This window comes from Streptomyces shinuiensis (assembly GCF_043660855.1).
GTDB lineage: Bacteria > Actinomycetota > Actinomycetes > Streptomycetales > Streptomycetaceae > Streptomyces.
Genome location: NZ_JBIHML010000001.1, coordinates 4,715,905 through 4,735,975, shown reverse-complemented (window position 1 = coordinate 4,735,975; position 20,071 = coordinate 4,715,905). Strand labels below are relative to the sequence as shown.

At 72.9% G+C, this 20,071-nt stretch carries 15 protein-coding genes and 1 pseudogene; 4 read left to right on the top strand and 12 right to left on the bottom strand.

Going from position 1 to position 20,071, the window contains the following annotated elements; genetic code table 11:
* Positions 1 to 46 precede the first annotated feature (46 nt).
* The 10 genes from ACGRHY_RS21365 to ACGRHY_RS21320 form a co-directional block, all read right to left on the bottom strand.
* A complete protein-coding gene (locus ACGRHY_RS21365) occupies positions 47 to 1,393 on the bottom strand; it encodes an ABC transporter substrate-binding protein (protein ID WP_394638146.1) in 1,347 nt (448 codons plus the stop codon).
* A 119-nt stretch (positions 1,394 to 1,512) separates the two neighbouring features.
* On the bottom strand, positions 1,513 to 3,105 hold the full coding sequence (locus ACGRHY_RS21360; protein WP_394636933.1) for a glycoside hydrolase family 43 protein: 1,593 nt from the start codon (positions 3,103 to 3,105) through the stop codon (positions 1,513 to 1,515).
* Entirely contained in the window at positions 3,102 to 4,016 is a 915-nt protein-coding gene (locus ACGRHY_RS21355) for a DUF6807 domain-containing protein (protein ID WP_394636932.1), read from the bottom strand. Before ACGRHY_RS21355 ends, ACGRHY_RS21360 begins: the two co-directional genes overlap by 4 nt.
* A complete protein-coding gene (locus ACGRHY_RS21350; protein WP_394636931.1) occupies positions 4,013 to 5,254 on the bottom strand; it encodes a Gfo/Idh/MocA family protein in 1,242 nt (413 codons plus the stop codon). Before ACGRHY_RS21350 ends, ACGRHY_RS21355 begins: the two co-directional genes overlap by 4 nt.
* Positions 5,254 to 6,162, bottom strand: coding sequence for a carbohydrate ABC transporter permease (locus tag ACGRHY_RS21345; RefSeq protein WP_394636930.1), 909 nt, complete (start codon positions 6,160 to 6,162; stop codon positions 5,254 to 5,256). The genes ACGRHY_RS21350 and ACGRHY_RS21345 overlap by 1 nt, the downstream gene beginning before the upstream one ends.
* Positions 6,159 to 7,115: an ABC transporter permease subunit gene (locus tag ACGRHY_RS21340; RefSeq protein WP_394636929.1), complete on the bottom strand. Its 957-nt coding sequence runs from the start codon at positions 7,113 to 7,115 to the stop codon at positions 6,159 to 6,161. Before ACGRHY_RS21340 ends, ACGRHY_RS21345 begins: the two co-directional genes overlap by 4 nt.
* Positions 7,116 to 7,212: 97 nt before the next feature.
* The gene (gene araD / locus ACGRHY_RS21335) at positions 7,213 to 8,913 is read right to left on the bottom strand and encodes an L-arabinonate dehydratase (protein ID WP_394638145.1); all 1,701 of its coding nucleotides are present in this window, start codon (positions 8,911 to 8,913) and stop codon (positions 7,213 to 7,215) included.
* A gap of 80 nt (positions 8,914 to 8,993) precedes the next feature.
* Complete coding sequence (locus tag ACGRHY_RS21330) at positions 8,994 to 9,911, bottom strand: dihydrodipicolinate synthase family protein (RefSeq protein WP_394636928.1); 918 nt, start codon at positions 9,909 to 9,911, stop codon at positions 8,994 to 8,996.
* Positions 9,908 to 10,585 carry a GntR family transcriptional regulator gene (locus tag ACGRHY_RS21325; protein WP_394636927.1) on the bottom strand — a complete coding sequence of 226 codons (678 nt, stop codon included), beginning with the start codon at positions 10,583 to 10,585 and terminating at the stop codon, positions 9,908 to 9,910. The genes ACGRHY_RS21330 and ACGRHY_RS21325 overlap by 4 nt, the downstream gene beginning before the upstream one ends.
* Before the next feature lie 318 nt (positions 10,586 to 10,903).
* Complete coding sequence (locus ACGRHY_RS21320) at positions 10,904 to 12,118, bottom strand: hypothetical protein (protein ID WP_394636926.1); 1,215 nt, start codon at positions 12,116 to 12,118, stop codon at positions 10,904 to 10,906.
* Between the two features lie 511 nt (positions 12,119 to 12,629).
* On the opposite strand from ACGRHY_RS21320, the gene ACGRHY_RS21315 reads away from it, so the two are divergent.
* The 3 genes from ACGRHY_RS21315 (at position 12,630) to ACGRHY_RS21305 (ending at position 14,648) form a co-directional block, all read left to right on the top strand.
* Complete coding sequence (locus tag ACGRHY_RS21315) at positions 12,630 to 12,902, top strand: GlsB/YeaQ/YmgE family stress response membrane protein (RefSeq protein ID WP_394636925.1); 273 nt, start codon at positions 12,630 to 12,632, stop codon at positions 12,900 to 12,902.
* A 75-nt stretch (positions 12,903 to 12,977) separates the two neighbouring features.
* Positions 12,978 to 14,147, top strand: coding sequence for a TerD family protein (locus ACGRHY_RS21310; RefSeq protein ID WP_394638144.1), 1,170 nt, complete (start codon positions 12,978 to 12,980; stop codon positions 14,145 to 14,147).
* 309 nt (positions 14,148 to 14,456) lie between these two features.
* Entirely contained in the window at positions 14,457 to 14,648 is a 192-nt protein-coding gene (locus ACGRHY_RS21305) for a hypothetical protein (protein WP_394636924.1), read from the top strand.
* Positions 14,649 to 14,811: 163 nt separating this feature from the next.
* Here the strand turns inward: ACGRHY_RS21305 and ACGRHY_RS21300 are convergent.
* Together ACGRHY_RS21300 and ACGRHY_RS21295 are read right to left on the bottom strand one after the other, a co-directional pair.
* Positions 14,812 to 16,226, bottom strand: a pseudogene (locus ACGRHY_RS21300) (alkaline phosphatase PhoX).
* 144 nt (positions 16,227 to 16,370) lie between these two features.
* Positions 16,371 to 17,891 carry a hypothetical protein gene (locus tag ACGRHY_RS21295; protein ID WP_394636923.1) on the bottom strand — a complete coding sequence of 507 codons (1,521 nt, stop codon included), beginning with the start codon at positions 17,889 to 17,891 and terminating at the stop codon, positions 16,371 to 16,373.
* Between the two features lie 334 nt (positions 17,892 to 18,225).
* Between ACGRHY_RS21295 and ACGRHY_RS21290 the strand changes: the two genes are divergently transcribed.
* Entirely contained in the window at positions 18,226 to 20,052 is a 1,827-nt protein-coding gene (locus tag ACGRHY_RS21290; protein WP_394636922.1) for a DUF8508 domain-containing protein, read from the top strand.
* Positions 20,053 to 20,071 lie beyond the last annotated feature (19 nt).

Here is a 20,071-nt window from a genome sequence, read left to right as displayed (position 1 = left end):
GGCGGCGGGGCGGTCCGGTGCGGTACCGCCCCGCCGCGGCGGGGCGTCAGCCCTTCTGCTCGCTCCACTCGGCCTGGGCCTCGTTGAGCCGCTCGGCCAGGTCGTCGGCGAACTCCTTGGCCGTCATCTGACCCAGCAGCAGCTTCTGGAAGTTGGGCTCGGTGTCGGCCTTGCTGATGCTGTTCCAGTCCGGCAGGTAGTACGGAAGCTGGACGATCTTGGTGTTCGGGTCGTCGAGCGACTCCATGGCCGCCTTGGTGGGTTTGGCCTTGTTGATCCACTCGTCGTCCGCGGCGTCGGTGTGGGCGGGGATGGCTCCGGCGGACTCGTTCCAGAGGCTGTTCATATCGGCGGACGCGGCGAACTCGATGAACTTCCAGGCCGCGGCCTTGTTCCCGCTGGACTTGAACAGCCCGAGCCCGTCGACCGGGTTGGAGGCCAGGGTGCGCGGGCCGCCCTCGGAGGAGGGCGGCATCGGCAGTCCGTCGACGCCGTCCCGGCCGAACGCCTTCACATGGTCGGTGTAGGAGCCCAGGTTGTGCTGGAGCATTCCGACCTCGCCGCCGGTGAAGGTGGCGACCATCTTGGTGAAGTCGTTGTTCAGGTCGGCCTTGGGCGTGTACTTGTTGTACAGGCCGACGTACTTCTCCAGCGCCTTGACGTTCTCGGGGGCGTTGACGGTGGTCTTCTCACCGTTCCAGAAGCTGTCGACGCCGGACTGGGCGTACATCATCTCCAGCGCCTGGGCGACGGAGCCCGCACCGCCGCGGATGGTGAAGCCGAACCGGTTGTCCTTCTTGTCGGTCAGCTCCTCGGCGGCCGTGTAGAAGTTCTCCCAGCTGGTGGGACCCTCCAGGCCGGCCGCCTCGAACAGGTCGGTGCGGTACCACAGCACGCCCTGGTTGGCGGAGGTCGGGACGGTGAACATCTCGTCCTTCTCGCCTCCGGCGGCCTTGACGCTCTCGACCATGCCGTTGACCAGCTTGCCCTTCAGGGGGCCGTCCTCGACCCGGTCGCCGACCGGGTCCAGGGCGCCCTGGGCGACCATGTTGGCGAGGTAGGCCGTGCCGACCATGCCGACGTCCGGAAGGCTGTCGCCGCCGCCCTGGATGGCGGTGTCGTACTTGGACTGCACGTCGGCGATGGGTATGCCGACGTACTCCACGTCGATGTTCGGGTTCTCCTCCTCGAACCTGGTGATGATCTTCTTCCAGACCTCGGTGCGCACACCGCCGTTGTTGTCCCAGAAGACGATCTTCCCCTCGCCCTCGCCCTCGCTGCCCGTCTCGGTGCCCGAGCCGCCGCAGGCGGTGGCGGTCAGGGCGAGGGACGCGCTGATGCCCAGGGCCAGCAGGGTGCGGGCACGGTGTCTGCGGCTGTCGTTTCCACTCATCATCGAGTCTCTTTCCTGGTCGTGCGTTTCCGCTTGGGTGTTCGTGGGTCGGGGTGTGGGGTGTCCTGGGGATGGATCGCGCGGTGGTTGTCCGGGTACGGGGTGTCCGGCGGGCCGGATCAGGTGACGCGGAATCGGGTGAAGGCCGCGGTTCCGGCCGGTCCGCCGCCTTCGGGAGCGGTGGCGAACAGGCCGAGCTGGGCGCCGACCCAGCGCCAGGGGGTGGCGGCGAAGGGCGGGCCGGAGGGGATGAGGCCGGTGTCGTCCCCGGTGCGCGCCGAGAACAGGCAGCGGGCGCCGGGGAGGAGTTCGATGCGCAGGCGGGCGCGGCCGTCCGGTGCGGGCCGGGGGTGCGCGGCGTCCCGCTCGTGCTCGGCGGCGGGCTCGGCGAAGCGGTGCACCAGGCGGATCCCGCAGGCGTCCCGCTCCAGGCCGATCCAGGCGAACGCGTCGCCCAGGACCGCCAGTCCGGCCCTCGCGCCGCTGCCCGCGCCGTCCAGCCGCAGCTCGACCTCGACCGTGCACGGGCGGCCGGGCAACCGCTGGACCAGTACGTTCGGCAGCCGGCGCAGGTCCCGGTCGTCGGCGGTGCGGCGGCAGACCAGCCGCAGTCCGTCACCGCAGTGGGCGACCGTCCAGCCCGTGGCGCCCCCCATGCCGGAGGCCAGGGGAGGGTTGGCGGTCCAGGACCACTGGTGGCCGAAGCGGCCGCCGGGGAAGTCGTCGTCGGTGGCGGGGGCCGCCCGGCGCTCGGCGTTCACGGGCGCGCGGTGGGCGGTGACGGGTTCGCCCTCGTCACCGATCACCGGCCAGCCGGCCTCCTCCTTCCGGCCCTCCTCGCTCCAGCGCATCGGCTGCAGGTGCACCACCCGCCCGTACGCGCCGCGCTGCTGGAAGTGCAGGAACCAGTCGGAGCCGTCGGCCGCCCGCACCCACGCCCCCTGGTGCGGGCCGTTGACACCGGTGCGGCCCTGGGCGAGCACGATGCGCTCCTCGTAGGGACCGAAGACGTCCCGGGAGCGGAACGCGCCCTGCCAGCCGGTCCCCACTCCCCCGGCCGGGGCGAAGATCCAGTACCAGCCGCCGTGCCGGTAGAGCTTGGGGCCCTCCAGGGTGAACCAGCCGGGCAGCGCGTCGCCGTCGACGACCGTGCGGCCCCGGTCGAGCAGTTCGCGGCCGTCGGGGCTCATCCTGTGGCCGGTCAGCCGGTTGCTGATCCCGGAGCGCGACTTGGCCCAGGCGTGCACCAGGTAGGCGTGGCCGTCGGTGTCCCACAGCGGGCAGGGGTCGATCAGTCCGCGGCCGGCCTTCAGCAGGTGCGGTCTGCTCCACGGGCCCCGTACGTCCTCGGCGCTGATCTGGTGGATACCGTGATCGGGGTCGCCCCAGAAGATCCAGAACCGGCCGGCGTGGTGGCGGATGGACGGCGCCCACACCCCGCAGTCGTGGCGCGGGGCGGTGAACGCCTGCTCCGGCTCCAGCCGCCGGAGGGCGTGGCCGATGATCCGCCAGTTGACCAGGTCCCGGGAGTGGAGGATCGGCAGTCCGGGGGCGCGGCCGAAGCTGGAGGCGGTCAGGTAGTAGTCGTCGCCGACGCGGATGACGTCGGGGTCGGACCAGTCGGCGTCCAGCACCGGGTTGCGGTAGATCCGGTCCGCGGGGGCTGTGGTGTCCGTGGTGTCCGGGGCCGGGGTCACCGGGAAGGGCGTCATCGGGGCACCTCCTTCCCGGTGAGCCGGGCGGCGACCTCGGCGGCGGCGGCCCTCTCCAGCCGCCCGTCGGCGACACCGGTGACCACCCGCCTCACCACCGGCCGCCCGGCGGGCAGCGGCAGTCTGCCGTCCCAGGCCAGCGCGGAGCCGACGCCCGGGTACTCGGCGGCGCGCACGAACCACCGGTCGCGGCGGGTGTCCTCGGTGGCCCCGGCGAACACCAGCGTCCAGGTGTCGGTCGCCATGGCCAGCCAGGGAGCCCGCGAGCCGTGCACCGCCTCCTCGCCCTCGGCGTCCTCGGTGAACACCTCCGGCGGGCGGGGGCCGATGGGCGGACGCCAGAAGAAGCCGCCGTAGCCGGCGCCGGGGCGGCCGTTGGTGGCCGGGCTGCCCACCGACAGCTCCTCGCCGCAGACGTTGGTGAGTTCGGTGGTGAGGTCCAGCGCCCAGCAGCCCGCGTCCAGCGCCCGCGCGGTGACGGTGCGGCGCTCGGTCAGCAGCCGCCGCCCGCCCCGCTGCCAGGCGATCTCCTCGCCGAAGCCGTCCTCGCGCAGGTCCGGCCAGCCCAGGTGGCTCTGGTGCCCGTGGTTGTCCAGCTCGACCGGCCCCCGGTCGCGGACGAAGGTGCGGCCGCCCCAGAAGTTGGTGCCGCCGACGTCGGGGACGGCCACGCTCACCCCGAGGTGGTGCACATGGTCGGCGGGCCGCAGCTCGGTGACGGCGGTGCCGCCCAGGGTGTGGACGGGGTGCAGGTAGGGGCGCGGCGACTCCCGCCCGGCCAGGCGCGGCCGGTACTCGTAGCGGGCCACGGTCCGTCCGCCGCAGCGCAGTTCGACGGCTCCGGCGGTTTCGGTGGCTTCGGCGGTGCCGGAGCCGGTGCCTTCGGGGGTGTCAGGGTACGGCTCGGTCATGCCCCGGCCCCCTTCGGCCCGGGCTCCGCCGCGGAAGCGGCCCAGGGCGCGCGCGGGCCGGAGCCGTCGGACAGTTCGGAGTACAGGGCCAGCTCCCCGGCCCCCGCCGCGACCAGGTCGTCGATGCCGGTGACGATCCTCCGGGCGGAGCCGTCGCCGCCGGTGCCGGGCTCGGTGCGCCAGGCGCTCCCGGGCAGCGGGCGCGGCTCGGGCCCGGTGCGCACGGCCTCCACCAGCCGCATGAAGGCGCCGGTGCGCTCGGGCGGCACCAGCAGCTCCTCTCCGCCGGTGAGGTGGGCCACGAGGTTGCCCAGCAGGTCGGTGCGGGTGTGCTCGGTGGTCTCGGGCGCGTGCCCGTCGCGCTCCAGCAGCAGACGGTCCTGCTTGTACCAGAAGGTGATCCGGCCGCCGGTGCCGTGGACGACGACGTAGGGCTCGCCGGGCCGCTCTGCGCACAGTGTCACGGCCGCCGTGATCTCGCCCGCCGTCCCGTCGCCGTGCGCGGTGCGCAGCCGGACGCAGGAGGTGTCGTCGGACTCGATGGCGTTGGCGCGGTACAGCTCCAGTTCGATGCCGGCGACGTCCTCGGCGCGGTCGCCGCCGTCGATGCGCAGCGCGGTGGCCACCGCGTGGGCCAGGGGGTTGGTGAGGACGCCGTCCACCACGTCCCGGCCCTCCAGGCGGCGCCGGCCGGCCCAGGGGGCACGGTCCCAGTAGGCCAGGTCGCGGCTCCAGGCGCCGGCCGCGCCGATGCCGCGCACCGCGCCGATCGCGCCGTCGGCGATCAGGTCGCGCACGGCGGTGACGGCGTGCGAGCCCAGCGACTGGAAACCGACCTGGCAGGCGACACCCGCGGCCCGCACCCCCTTCACCATCCGCCCGAACTCCGCGTACGAGGGCGCGGGCGGCTTCTCCAGCAGGAGGTGCACGCCCCGCTCGGCGGCGGCCAGCGCCAGGTCGGTGTGGGTGTGGATCGGGGTGCAGATCACGGCGATCCGCGCGCCGGTGCTCTCCAGCAGGGCGGTGAAGTCGGCCGACTGCTCGGGGTTGCCGAGGCCGTCCAGTTCGTCACCGTCCAGCGGTGCCAGCTCGCAGATCCCGGCCAGGCGGACCAGGCCCTCCTGCGCGAGGCGGCGGATGTTGGCCAGGTGCCAGCGGCCGTGGCCGCGGGCGCCGGCCAGCACGACCGGCAGGGCTTGCGCGGCGGTGGAGGCGGCGGGGGCGGGTGCGGAAGTCATCAGCCCTTCACCGCCCCCGCGCTGAATCCGGTGATCAGCCACTTCTGGATGAAGGCGAAGATGATCACCACGGGCACGGCGGCGACCACGCCGCCCGCCGCGAGCGCGCCCAGGTCCACGCTGTCCGAGCCGATGAGGGTGTTCAGGCCCACCGGGATCGTCTGCTTCCCCTGCGAGGACAGGAACATCAGGGCGAACAGGAAGTGGTTCCAGCTGTGCACGAAGGCGAAGGAGCCCACCGCGATCAGCCCGGGCCGCAGCATCGGCAGCACGATGGCCGCGAACGCCCGCAGCCGGGAGCAGCCGTCCACCCAGGCCGCCTCCTCCAGCGACTCGGGGACGTTCCTGATGAAGCCGCTGATCAGGATCATCGACAGCGGTAGCTGGAAGACCGTCTCCGCGATGATCACACTCCACATGGAGTTGATGAGCTGGAGGTTGCGGAAGGTCTCGAACAGCGGGACCAGCATCAGCGCGCCGGGGATGAACTGCGAGCACAGCAGCGCCAGCATGAAGGCGTTCTTCAGCCGGAACCGGAAGCGCGCCAGGGCGTACCCGCCGGCCAGGGCCACCGCCATCGTCATCACCATCGAGGCGATGCCGACCTGGGTGCTGTTGAGGAAGTAGGTGCCGAAGCTGCGATCGTTCCAGACCTTCTCGAAGTGCTCGCCGGTCATCGGCCAGGGCACCAGCGAGGTGGAACCGGAGGGGCGGAGCGCGAACAGCAGCATCCAGTAGAAGGGGATGAGGGTGAAGAGCAGGTAGACGCCCAGGGGAACGTAGATCTGCCAGCGCGGTGGCCCGTCGTCGAGCTTGCGCTGCCGGGCTCTCTTCAGGGCCGGGGGCGGGCTCTCCCCGTCGGCCGGGGCGGGCGCCTGGGCGCCCTTCTCCACGATTGCTGCGGTCACTTGTCGTCGCCTCCGAACTTGCTCAGGCGCAGGTAGAGGATCGAGCAGAAGAGCAGGATCACGAAGGCCACGGTGGTCAGCGCGGAGGCGTAGCCGAAGTCGTGGCCCTCGATCCCGGTGTTGGCGACGTAGAGCGGGAGCGTGGTGGTCACGCCGGCCGGTCCGCCGCCGGTGAGGGTGTAGAGCAGGTCGACGTTGTTGAACTCCCACACCGCGCGCAGCAGGGTGGAGAGGATGATCGCGTCCTTCAGGTGCGGCAGGGTGATGTGCCAGAACTGCCGGAAGCGGCCGGCGCCGTCCACCGAGGCCGCCTCGTACAGGTCCTTGGAGATGGACTGCAGGTCGGCGAGGATGAGGATCGCGAAGAAGGGGACACCGCGCCACAGTTCGGCCAGGACGGCGGCCCAGAAGACGGTGCCGGTGTCGGAGAGGACGGAGGTGCCGTACTCGCCGATGCCGGCGTCCGCCAGGTAGCGGCTCAGACCAGTGGAGGGGTTGTACAGCAGGATCCAGATGGTGGTGGTGAGCACACCGGAGACGGCCCAGGGCGAGAAGACCAGGGCCCGGGCGATGCCACGGCCGACGAACGTCTGGTTGACGATCAGCGCGAGCGCCAGGCCGAAGACGAGCTGGAGGCCGACCTCGGCGACGACCCACTTGGCGCTGAAGGCGAGGGTCTGCCAGAACAGCGGGTCCTCGAAGAAGATCTCACGGAAGTTGTCCAGACCCGCGAAGCCGTTCCGCCAGGGCTTGGTGACGTTGTAGTGCCGGAGGCTGTAGTGGAGGACGCTGAGCATCGGATAGGCGATGAAGCCCAGCATCAGCAGCCCGGCGGGCGCGATCAGTACGTACGGCAGGCCGCGCTTCCCGGTGAGCCCGGGTTTCCCCTGCTTTCCCGGCTTCCCCGGTTTCCCCGGCAGGGCGCGCTTCTTCGGCACGGCGGTGAGGGCCATTGCCGGTGCTCCGTTCTGTCGTCGAATGACTGTCGAACGTCGTTCGAGATGTCGTGTCGGCGGGTGGTTCGGGCGGTCGGTGGTGCGGTGCGGGCGGTCAGCCCGCGTAGGGTTCGGGGACCTCGCCGGGGCGGGCGAGGAAGGCGAAGTCGCAGCCGGTGTCCGCCTGGGTGATGTGCTCCTCGTACAGCGCCCCGTAGCCGCGTCCGCAGCGCCGCTCGGGCGGACGCCAGGCGGAGCGCCGGCGTTCCAGTTCGGCGTCGTCGACCTCCAGGCGCAGGGTGCGCGCGGCCACGTCGAGGGTGATCAGGTCGCCGGTCTCCACCAGGGCCAGCGGCCCGCCCACATGGGACTCGGGGGCGATGTGCAGGACGCAGGCGCCATAGCTGGTGCCGCTCATCCGGGCGTCGGAGAGGCGGACCATGTCGCGCACGCCCTGCTTGAGCAGGTGGTCGGGGATCGGCAGCATTCCGTACTCCGGCATGCCCGGTCCGCCCAGCGGTCCGGAGCCGCGCAGCACCAGCACGCTCTCGGCGGTGATGCCCAGGTCCGGGTCGTTGATGGTGGCCTGCATGGTGCGGTAGTCGTCGAAGACGACCGCCGGGCCGGTGTGCCTCATCAGGTGCCGCTCGGCGGCGATGTGCTTGATGACCGCGCCGTCCGGGGCGAGGTTGCCGCGCAGGACGGCCACGCCTCCCTCGGCCGCGAGCGGGTTGCCGGCGGTGCGGATGACGTCGTCGTCGTGGACGAGGGCGCCGGCGATCTGCTCGCGCAGTGTGTCGTGGGCGACGGTGGGCCGGTCCAGGTGGAGGTGGTCCCGCAGCCGGGAGAGGAAGCCGGGCATGCCGCCCGCGTAGTGGAAGTCCTCCATCAGGTACTTCCCGCCGGGTCTGAGGTTGGCCAGCACGGGCGTGGTGCGGGCGATCCGGTCGAAGTCGTCCAGGGTGAGGCCGACACCCGACCGCCCGGCCATGGCGATCAGATGGATGACGGCGTTGGTGGAGCCGCCCAGCGCGCACACGCACGCGACGGCGTCCTCGTACGCCTCGCGGGTCAGGACGGTGGAGAGCCTGCGGTCCTCCCACGCCATCTCCACGATCCGGAGCCCGGCCGCAGCGGCCATCCGGGAGTGGCCGGAGTCGACGGCGGGGATGGAGGACGCTCCGGGCATGGTCACGCCCAGTGCCTCGGCCGCCCCGGTCATGGTGGAGGCGGTGCCCATGGTCATGCAGTGGCCGGGCGAACGGGCCAGGCCGCACTCCAGTTCGGCCATCTCGCAGTCGCCGATGAGGCCGGCTCGCTTGTCGTCCCAGTACTTCCACATGTCGGTGCCCGAGCCGAGGGTCTCGCCGCGCCAGTGGCCGCGCAGCATGGGTCCGGCGGGGACGAAGACGGTGGGCAGGTCGGCGCTGGCCGCGCCCATCAGCAGGGCGGGGGTGGTCTTGTCGCAGCCGCCCATCAGCACCGCGCCGTCCACCGGGTAGGAGCGCAGCAGCTCCTCGGTCTCCAGGGAGAGCAGATTGCGGTAGAGCATGGGGGTGGGCTTCTGGAAGGTCTCCGAGAGGGTGGAGACGGGGAACTCCAGAGGGAAGCCGCCGGCCTGCCACACCCCGCGCCTGACCGCCTCGGCGCGCTCGCGCAGGTGCTGGTGGCAGGGATTGATGTCGGACCAGGTGTTGAGGATCGCGATGACCGGCTTGCCCAGGTGCTCCTCGGGGAGGTAGCCGAGCTGCCGGGTGCGGGCGCGGTGGCTGAACGAGCGCAGCCCGTCGGTGCCGTACCACTGGTGGCTGCGCAGTTCCCCGGCGGCGCGGCGGGCGCGGGGGCCGCCGCTTCGACCGTGCTGCTCGTGCTGTCCGTGCCGGCTGTGCTGGTCGGTCACGCCGCATCCCATCCCTTGACGATCTCGGCGATCCCGGCGCGCTGCTCGTCGGGCAGCGTCCGGCTCGGCGGGCGGACGTCGCGGCGGCACAGGCCGAGGTGGGCCAGGGCCTCCTTGACGACGGAGACGTTGTTGGCCGACTGCTGTGCGGCGCGCAGGTCCTCGAAGACGCGGATGCTCTCCCACACCTCCATCGCGGCGCCGAAGTCCCCCGCCCGCAGGGCGCGGAGCATCTCCAGCGAGATCCGCGGGGCCACGTTGACCAGGCCGGAGGTGAAGCCGGTGGCGCCGCAGGCGAAGTAGGCCGGCGCGTACAGCTCGGCGAGTCCGGCCACCCACACGAAGCGGTCCGGGCCGGCGTCGCGGGCGAAGGCCGCGAAGCGCGCGGCGTCGGGTACGGCGTACTTGACGCCGATGACGTTGGGGCACGCCTCGCCGAGCCGGGCGAGGGCCGAGCCGTCGATGAGGGGGCTGCGCAGATAGGGGACGACGCCCAGCTCGGGGACGGCCTCGGCGATGACCCGGTGGTAGTCCACCCACCCGGCCTGCGAGACGTAGGGGTTGACGGGCTGGTGGACCATCACCATCCGCGCCCCGGCGTCGCGGGCCTGCTCTGCGGCGGCGACCGCGGTCGCCGGGTCGTGGCCGACGCCCACGACGACCTCGGCCCTTCCTCCGGCCTCCTCGGCCTCGGCCACGGTCAGTTCGACCTCCAGCCGCCTCTCCTCGGGGGTGAGGGAGTAGAACTCGCTGGTGTTGCCGTTGGGGGTGACGGCGCGGATTCCGGCGTCCAGCAGCCGGCGGACCAGGGCGCGGTAGATGTCGGCGTCCATCCGGCCCCGCTCGTCGAACGGTGTGACCGGGATCGCCACGACATCGGCGAGTGCGGCCCGCTGGGGGGAGAAGTCCGTCATGCCTGGACCTGACCTTCCTGGTTCTCCATGGCCGGGAAGGCCCGGCGGACGAATCCCTCGATGTGGTCTCGCAGCAGCCGGGCCGCGCCGTCGGCGTCCCCGTTCAGGGCGCGGGCGAGGATCTCCCGGTGCTCGGCGGCCTCGCGCTCCCAGGAGGGCACGGCCTCCCAGGCGACGGTGGACACCAGGGCCGCCTGGTCCCGCAGATCGTCGAGCATCCGCGTCAGCAGCGGGTTGCCGCAGGGCAGGTACAGGGCCCGGTGGAAGTCCCGGTTGGCCAGTGAGCGGTCGGCCCGGTCGGCGGCGTCGTCGGCCCGCTCCAGCGCGGCCCGGGCCCCGGCCAGGTCCGCCTTCGCCGTGACGGTGCGGCGCAGCGCCTCCGGCTCCAGCAGCAGCCGCACGTCGTAGACCGAGCGGGCCATCGAGGCGTCCACGGTGCGCACGGTGGCGCCCTTGTACTCGCTCATCACGACCAGCCCGCGGCCCGCGAGGGTCTTCAGCGCCTCGCGGACCGGGGTCTTGGACACGCCGAATCTCGCGGCCAGTTCGGTCTCCACCAGCGGCTGCCCGGGCGGGAGCTGCCCGGTGAGGATGGCGTGGGTCAGATGCTCCATGACGTACTGCGTCCTGGAGGGGACGGGTACCGGTGCGAGACCGGTCAGGGGGGCTCTCATGCGGTCGGCTCTCAGGTCGGCTGTGGCGACGGGCGTACGGGCGGAGGTGCGCGCGGCGCTCGGGATGCGGCGCACACCCGCATACGGCATCTGGTATATGACGCACGAGATATGGCGTATGACGTATCGCGTACGACGTGCGGTGGGATGAAACTAGGGCGGCCCCCGGGCTCCGTCAACGGTTCTGGCGGAACTTTCGAGGACCGCCCTGAAAGCGCTTACCGTACGCAACGGCAGGTTCGCCGACGATCACACGGAGCTGTCGCGCGGCGCGCTCGCGCGCCGGTTCGGCCCGACTCGGTCCGGACCGGTGCCGACTCAGTCCAGCCGGGACAGCGCGGTGCGCACGGCCGCCAGGTCCGCGTCACAGGCCAGGCCGGCGTGGTACAGCCGCACTTCGGTCGCCCCCAGCTCCCGGGCGTGCGCGGCGTCCCCGGCCAGCTCCGCGGGGCGCCCGCCCATCCCGCCGACCACCGTGAGGTTAGCGGCGAGCACGGTGGAGGGGGTCCGGTGGGGGCCGAAAGGTGCCAGGACGGCCTCACGTTCGGCACCGTCCCCGGTGCACGGCAGCACCACCCCGTCGGCCAGGGCGAGGACGCCCGCGGGGTCCACGCCGACGTCGGCGCCGCAGCGGTGGGGCGCCGGATCGGCGTGCAGCAGCACCCGGAATCCTTCCGTCCGCCGGGCCGCGGCGGCCTTCCGCACGGCTGTCACGACCTCGGCTTGGAAAGCGCTCGCTACCTGTTCGCGCCAGCTCGCGGCGGCCCGTGCGAGCTCCTGCCCCAGCAGCTTCTCCACCTCCTCCCACTCCCGGGCGCGTCCGCCGCCGGCGGCCTCCTCGCGCTCCCCGCGCCACAGCGGCTCCAGCGCTCCGGCCGTGGCACGCAGCAGCCGCTCGGGGTCGGCGCCGTGCGCGGCGTACCCCGCCTCGCACTCCGGACAGAAGCACAGCGACATCAGGTACCGGCCGGCCCCACCCAGCCGCACCCCGCCGGTCTTGTCGTGGGCGCTCAGGTGCCCCAGCCCGTACCAGCCGCAGGACTCCAGTTCCACCCCGCGCGCGCCGGGCCGTACGGCGGCCTCGGCGGCCAGGGCGGCGGCGTAGGCGCGCACCTCCTCCCGCGCGATGCAGGGCGCCCAGGGGTAGCGGTCGCCGTAGGCGTTGCGCACGGTCAGATGCGGGTGCTCGCCGCCGAGCCGGGTGTTGTGGGCGAGGATCACCCAGGAGTGCACCTCCAGTCCGGCATCGGCCAGAGCGGCCGCGGCCTCGCCGTACGGGTCCTCGCCCGCGACCCAGTCCTGCGTGTACGGACGCAGCCTCCGGCTCTCCCAGCGGGCCGGGTCCACCGGGTAGTAGACGGCGGAGTGCCGGGCGGCGACGACGCGGTGGCGCGGATGGCGGGGGGTGAGCGCCCTGGTGGAGTGGTAGGCGGAGGCGAGGGTGACCTGCTCGACGCCGAGATCGGCGATCCGGCGGGCGGCGGCCGGGTCACCGACGACGTCCCAGGGGTAGACGAACGCGGAAGCGCGCATCGGCGGCTCCTTGGTGTGAGACGGGTTCGGACGGGCGGGACGGGCGAAGGGTAGATCACAGAACCGGACCGCGACAGCCTCACCCACTCCCGTACAGTCGTCCATGGAGGTGTCACATGTACGTGTATCTGAACAGTGCGTCGAATTCGTCCGCTTCCCGGGATCCGGGCCCTGAGCATCGGCTTCCGCACCATGGCATCCCTGGCGGGATCCAGGCGGGGTCCGGCCGGACTCCCCGGCGCTCTCATGGACATGAACGGGGCTCAGTGGTGAGATGACGACGCCCGCCTCCGTACGGCATGCCCGTCGACGCCGCCGTGCGGCCGCGGACCCGGTGCGGCCCCGGGGCACGAGCCGCCGGACGGCCCGGGGCACGCACGCCGGGGCGGCGCGTTCCGCACCGCTTCCGCCGCCCGGCCGGAAGGTGTTCGAGGGCGCCCCCGTTCGGGCATGATGGCCCGCGAAGATCACGGACCGCGGGCGGGGGCCCGCGGCGGGGAGGGGTTCGATCGTGGACATCGTGAGCTGGCTGGTGCTCGGACTGGTCACGGGGGTCGTCGCCAAGATCCTGCTGCCCGGCCGCGACCCGGGCGGACTGGTGGGCACCACGCTCATCGGCATCGTCGGGGCTTTCGTGGGCGGCTGGCTGTCGGCGACCTATCTGGACCGCCCGGTGGAGCGGGACTTCTACGACCCGGCCCTGTGGGTCTCGGCGGTCGGCGGTTCCCTGGTGCTGCTGATCGCCTACCGTCTGCTCTTCGGGCACTCACGCCCGCCCAACTGAGGCCCGGGGTGCCCCGGGCGGCAGAGGTAATGGAACCGTAAAGCGACCCGGTCCGTTATCCGGGCCATGACTGCAATGACTCCCGGTTCGAACCTTCCGCTGCCCACCGCGCGTGTGGCGGTGGACGTCACCGCGCCGGCGCGGCTCGACGTCTCCGGCCTGCTGATCGCCGCCGACGGGAAGGTGCGCTCCGACGACGACTTCGTCTTCTACAACCAACCCTCCGCCCCGGGGGTGGCCCACAGTTCCGCGGGCGGCCTCGACACCGTCACCGTGGACACCACCGCGGTGCCCGCCGGCATCGAGAAGATCGTTGTGACGGCCAGTCTCGACGCCCCGGGCGCGACCTTCGCCGGCACCGAGCCCACCGCGACCGTTCGGGACGCGGCGAGCGGCGCGGTGGTGGCCACCTTCACCCCGCCCCGGCTGGGTCCGGAGACGGCACTGGTGGTGGTCGAGGTGTACCGCAGGGGCGGTGCCTGGAAGGTCCGCGCGGTCGGCCAGGGGTACGCCAACGGGCTGGCGGGCATCGCCACGGACTTCGGCGTGACGGTGGAGGAGCCCGCCGCGCCCGCGGCTCCGGTCATGCCGGCCGCGCCGCCCGCCGCCGCTCCCACTGCCACTCCTGCGCCCGCGCCCGCGCCCGCCGCCCCCGCTGCCGCCGCCGGAAAGATCAACCTGGACAAGGGCCGGGTGGACCTGCGAAAGCACGAGACCGTCTCCCTGGTCAAGGGCGGCAAACCGCTGCTGGCCTCGGTCCGGATGGGCCTGGGCTGGGAGCCCGCCTTCCGCGGCAAGAACGTCGACCTCGACGCGTCGGTCATCGCCTACGACGCCAACCGAAAGAAGATCGACAACTGCTATTTCGGCAAGCTCGCCATCCTGAACGGGGCGATCCAGCACTCCGGCGACAACCTCACCGGTGAGGGCGCGGGCGACGACGAGGCCATCACCGTCCACCTGGGGGGTCTGCCGCCGCAGGTGACGGGGCTGGTCTTCACGGTCAACTCCTTCTCCGGGCAGAAGTTCACCGAGGTCGCCAAGGCGTACTGCCGACTGCTGGACGCCGCCACCGGCGAGGAGCTGGTCCGCTTCGACCTGACCGGCTCCGAATCGCGCACGGGCGTGCTGATGTGCAAGCTGATCCGCCAGTTCTCGGGCGAGTGGGAGATGACGGCGCTGGGTGACTACGTGGACTCCCGCACCGTCCGCGGCATGGTGAAGCCGGGCGGCGCGGCCCTGTAGGAGAGCCGGTACCGGGAGTGCCGGCCGCAGGAGGGCGGAGAGGGAGCGGGGTCGGGTCGCGCGGAAGTCGCGCAGGAGTCGTGAAGACCCTTGCCGCGGGATACCGGCCGCACCGCGGGAGAGCCGGCGGGAGTGACATCCATCGCATCCGCCGACCGGCCCGGTAGGTCCAACTCCCCGCACCGACAGCCATATTCGCAGGTCAGGGGCCATTTCGGGCATTTGTGGAGCGATTGAGGTTTGAATTACGCGACGGAAGGGAAACCGGGGGGATCCGCCGCTGTCACACCCAGCCCCTACGCTGGTCATATGTCCACCACTCCCGAGCAAGGACACCCGGCTTCCGGGCCCCTGACCCCCGCCCAGGCGAACGAGGCGCTCCGCGCCTTCGTCCGCGCCCACGGAGACCGTCCCTGGTCCCGGGCGGAGCTCGCCGAGCTGGACCGGCTGCGGAGCCTGTGGCGGGCGGCCGAGCGGCCCGGGATGACCGCCGCCGCCTGAAGCCGCGCACGGCTGCGGGCCGGCACCGTACGCGGTGTCGGCCCGGCACCGACACCGGCATGGAAGTGCCCGCGGGAGACGATCTCCCGCGGGCACTTCCATGCGCTCCCCGCCTCCGTCCGGACCGCCGGTGAGAGCGGCCCGGCGACGGCGCGGTGGCTGCTCAGTGGCGCCGCCAGGGGCCGGTGATCGCCAGCAGGACGCCGGGCTCCTGGATCCCGGCGAACAGCGTCCGGCCGTCCCCCGAGAAGCAGACCCCGGCGAACTCGCTGTACTCCGGCTCCTCCTCCGTGCCGATGTTCACCTCGTTGCGCGCGATCGGGAACGCCCTGCCGCGGTCGTCCGCGGCCATCAGGTGCTGGAGCCCCTCGCCGTCCTCGGCGATGATCACCCCGCCGTACGGTGAGACCGTGATGTTGTCCGGGCCGTCGAGACCGCCGGGCTCGTGCGGTTCGCGGTTGGCCCCGAAGCGCAGCCCGAGCGTGAGGGTGCGGCGCCGGGGGTCGTAGAACCACACCTGGCCGTCGTGGGGATCGCCGGGACTGTCCCCGTCACGGGCGTAGGAGGCCACCACGTACGCTCCGCCGTCGGCCCACCACATGCCCTCCAGCTTGCGGGCGCGGGTGACCTCGCTCCTGGTGAACTGCCTGCGGACGGGCACCTCGCGGGCGTCGCGGTCGGGGAGGTCCACCCAGTCCACCCCGTAGACCGTGCCGGGCTGCACCGCGCGGGAGAGGTCGTCGACGAAGCGGCCGCCGGAGTCGAAGCAGCGGAACGCCTGGAGGACACCCGCGTCGTCGGCCAGTGAGCGCAGCATCCCCCGTCCGTGCCGGAAGCCGTGCGGCGGCACCCACCGGTAGAACAGGCCGTTGGGACCGGAGTCGTCCTCCGTCAGATACATGTGGCCGCGCCGCGGGTCCACGACGACGGCCTCGTGGTCGAAGCGGCCCAGCGCCTTGACGGGCCGGGGGTCGCGGCCGGCGCGCCGGTCGCGCGGGTCGACCTCGAAGACGTAGCCGTGGTCGCGGGTCATGCCCCTCTCGCCGGCCCGGTCGGAGTTCTCCTCGCAGGTCGGCCAGGTGCCCCAGGGGGTCACCCCGCCCGCGCAGTTGGTGGAGGTGCCGGCGATGCCCACCCACTCGGCGAGCTTCTCCCCGTCGTGCGAGACCTCCACGACCGTGCAGCCCCCCGCGGCGGCCGGGTCGTAGACCAGTCCCTCGGCGAGCGGAACCGGGTACTCCCAGTCGCCGCGGGGGCCCTTCAGCTCGTGGTTGTTGACCAGCAGCGTCCTGCCCCGGGGCCCGTCGAAGGCGGCGGTGCCGTCGTGCCTGGCCGGGGTGGGCTCACCGGTCTCCAGCCGGGTGACCCCGCAGTGCGTGAGGACGCGGTACGAGAAGCCCGCGGCAGGGCGAGCACCCCCTCGGGGTCGGGCACCAGCGGACCGTAGCCCCGCGGTGCGCCGCTCTCCGGCCGCCCGCGGTGTCCGTCACGGTCGTCGCGGTCCGGGGCGCCGGAGGCGCCCGGGGTGCCGGCCAGGATGCCCGCACCGCCGGTGAGGGCGATCCCGGCCCCGGCCACGACCGACCGCCTGCTGAGGTCTGGGCGACCGACTTCGCTGCTGGTCGGCGTCGTCCCTCCCGTCGGCTCTGCGCGATGGCACGGCGCCGACCACGATCCCGCCCTCCGGCGAACGCGGGTTGAACACGGGCCGAACCGGTCGGCTCAGCCGCGCGACCGCGCCCTGTACGCAGCCTTGCGGGCGTCCTTCGCCGCCTTGCGGTCGGGGTGCACACGGCTCATCGCCTCCAGCACCTCCCCGGTCGCCGGGTGGTCGACGCGCCACGCCTTGTCGAAGAAGCCGCTGTGCTGGTCGACCAGGCCCCGCACCAGTTCGCGCAGCTCCTCCGAATCGTCCCCGCCCTCCTCGGTGGCCAGTTGGGCGGCCAGGGTGTCCACGGTCAGCCAGAACACCATCTCCTCCGACGGCGCCGGCACGTCGGCGAAGCCCCGCTCGGAGAGCCACACCCGGGCCAGTCCGCCCAGGTGGCCGTCGTCGAGGACCTCACGCAGGGCGGGCTCGGCCTCCGCGCCGGTGATCGAGAGGGCCTGCTGGCAGGCCAGGCGGCGGCGCGGCGCGTCCCGGTCGTCGCCCCGGGCGGCGGCGAGGAGTTCGCGGGCGGCCTCCAGGGGGGCACGCCGGGTGAGCCACAGCTCGATCTCGTGGCGGGCCGCCTCCTCCCCGTGGCCGGGCAGGGCGGCCAGCAGCTTCTCGGCGCCCTCCTGTGCCAGATCGCCCACGACCGGGGCGTGGACACCCGCCTCCAGCAGCCGCTGCCGCACGCCGTACAGGCCGAGCGGGGTCAGGCGGACCATGCCGTAGCGGGCCACGTCCTCCTCGTCCGGACCATCGGAGTCGTCGAGTCCGCCGGTGCCGTCGCCGTCGGCCTCCTCGATCAGGGCCTCGTCAACGGGCCTGTAGTCGACGATCCCGGCCGGCTCCAGCATCCGGAACTGCTCGTCCAGCCTCACCATCGCCGTCGAGACGTCCTCCAGAACGGAGTCGGTGGGGTGCTCCATGTCCTCCGGGGCGACCATCGAGGCGGCGAGCACCGGCAGCGGCACCATCGCCCCGGCCGTCACGGCGGGGTCGGTCGCGGTCAGGACGTAGAGGTTGCCCAGGGCGCCGTCGAGGAAGTCGGCCTCCTCCTCCGGGTCCCAGTCCAGCGCGTCGAGGTCGAGGGAGTCCGGATCGATCCGGCCGTCCTCGACCTCGGCACCCAGTTCGCCGAGCAGATCCTCCAGGGCGGGGGCGGCGGCGTCCGCGAGGGCCGCCTCCAGGCCGTCGAGCCAGATGCCCAGTACGTCACCGGGGGCGCCCCCGGTGAGCAGGGAAAGCTCCTCCCCGGGGGTCGCCGTGCCCTCCCCGTCCCCGTCGTTCCCGCCGTTCTCGTCAGTCCCTTCGCCCTCGCGGATCTCCAGCAGGCCGGTGTCCAGGGCCGTGTCCCATGCCTGCTCGGCATGCGCGAGCCCGTCCTCCTCGCCGTCGAGGCCGAGGTGGGCGGCGGCCCGCTCCAGCGACTCGTCGGACAGCTCGCCCCCGGCGCCGACCAGGACCCCCTCCCCGGCCCAGCGCGCGAGCCGGGCGGCCCGGGACAGCAGCGGTGAGGCCAGCGCGTCCCGCGCCAGTTCGGCTTCGGCGGGCAGCCGTACGGGCGGCACGGTGGGACGGTCGTCACCGGTCATGTGGGAGGCGCTCCTCGATTCGATGAGGCGGGCGTTGTGATCGCTGCCCCAGCGTAGACGGCTTCCGCGCCCACCGTCCGGTTCACCGGCCCTTCCGCCCGCGTACACCGGTAGTTGCTTGACAAGCACCTGACCAGAGCGGCACGTTACGCGCGTAGAAACCGCACAGTGCGAACCACGGGCAGCGTCACCGGCTCCACCGGTGCCGGAGGCGGGGCCGGGGGGCGGTGGAACCGGTCGCCCCGCCCCCGGCACCGCACTCCGGCTTTCCCTCCCTGTGCACCCAGTAAGCCCGGCACGCCCGGCACCCACAGCACCGTCCCGGAGGAACCCCTTGAGCAGATCCCAGGCGGCCCGTACCGCCGCACTCACCGTCGCGGCCCTGACCTCAACGCTGCTGGCCGTCCCCGCCTCGGCGGCGGAACCGGCCGGCGCGGTCCGCATCCACGACGTCCAGGGCACCACCCGCACCTCGCCGCTGGCCGGCGAGCAGGTGGCGCAGGTGTCCGGCGTCGTCACTGGCGTGCGCGCCTACGGCTCGCGCGGCTTCTGGATGCAGGACACCGCCCCCGACGGGGATCCGGCCACCAGCGAGGGCCTTTTCGTCTACACCGGCTCCACCCCCCGGGTGGCCGTCGGCGATCTGGTGAGCGTCTCGGGCACGGTCACCGAGTACCGCCCCGGCGGCAACTCGTCGGGCAACCAGACCCTCACCCAGATATCCCGGCCCCAGGTGACCGTGGTCTCCTCCGGCAACCCCCTGCCCGCCCCGGTGGCCCTGGACCCCGCCTCCGTCCCCGAGGCGTACGCGCCCCAGGGCGACCCGGCCGCGGGCGGGAGCATCGAGGGGCTCGAACTGCGCCCCGGGACCTACGCGCTGGACCTGTACGAGTCCCTGGAGGGCATGGACGTGCAGGTCCGCGACGCCCGCGTGACCGGCCCCAGCACCCGGTACGCCGAACTGTGGGTGACCGTCAGGCCGGAGCAGAACCCCTCGGCACGCGGCGGCACCGTCTACGGCGGCTACGGCGAGCAGAACTCCGGCCGCCTCAAGATCGAGTCGCTCACCCCGCTGTCCCAGGAGCCCTTCCCCACCGCGGACACCGGCGACGTGCTGGCCGGCGCCACCACCGGCCCGCTGGACTACGAGCAGTACGGCGGCTACCTGGTGGCCGCCCGCGAGCTGGGCGAGGTCGAGGACCGCGGCCCGGAGCGCGAGCGCACCCGCGCCCAGCGCCGCGGCGAACTGGCCGTGGCCACCTACAACGTGGAGAACCTCCACCCCGGCAACGGCCAGGAGAAGTTCGACCGGCTGGCCCGGGGCGTGGTGGACAGCCTCGCCTCCCCCGACATCGTCGCCCTGGAGGAGATCCAGGACGACAACGGCCCGGTGAACGACGAGGTGGTCTCCGCCGGCGCCACGCTCGCGAAGCTCACCGACGCCATCGCGGCCGCGGGCGGCCCGCGCTACGAGTGGCGCGTCGTCGACCCGGTCGACGACGCCGACGGCGGCCGGCCCGGCGGCAACATCCGCAACGTCTTCCTCTTCAACCCCGAGCGGGTCTCCTTCGTGGACCGGCCCGGCGGTGACGCCACCACCGCGGTCGGCGTGGAGCGCGAGCGCGGCCGGGCCGTGCTGACCCACTCCCCCGCCCGCGTCGCGCCGAACGACACGGCCTGGGAGGACAGCCGCAAGCCGCTGGCCGGCGAGTTCCGCTTCCGCGGCCGCACCGTCATCGTGGTCGCCAACCACTTCGCCTCCAAGGGCGGCGACCAGTCCCTGCACGCGGCCGTCCAGCCGCCCGTCCGCTCCTCCGAGGTCCAGCGCACCGCGCAGGCGAGGGTGGTCAACCACTTCGTACGGCAGGTGCTGGCGGTGCAGCGGAAGGCGAACGTCGTCGTCCTCGGCGACATCAACGACTTCGAGTTCTCCGCCACCACCCGCGAGCTGACCGCGGGCGGCGCGCTGCGCAGCGCGGTGCTCTCGCTGCCCGAGGACGATCGCTACACCTACGTCTACGACGGCAACGCCCAGGTGCTGGACCAGACCCTGGTCTCCCCGGGCATCCGCCGCTTCGACTACGACATCGTGCACGTCAACGCGGAGTTCGCCGACCAGGCGAGCGACCACGACCCCCAGGTGATCCGCTTCCGCCCCTGAGGCGGGGCATCCCCGTGAG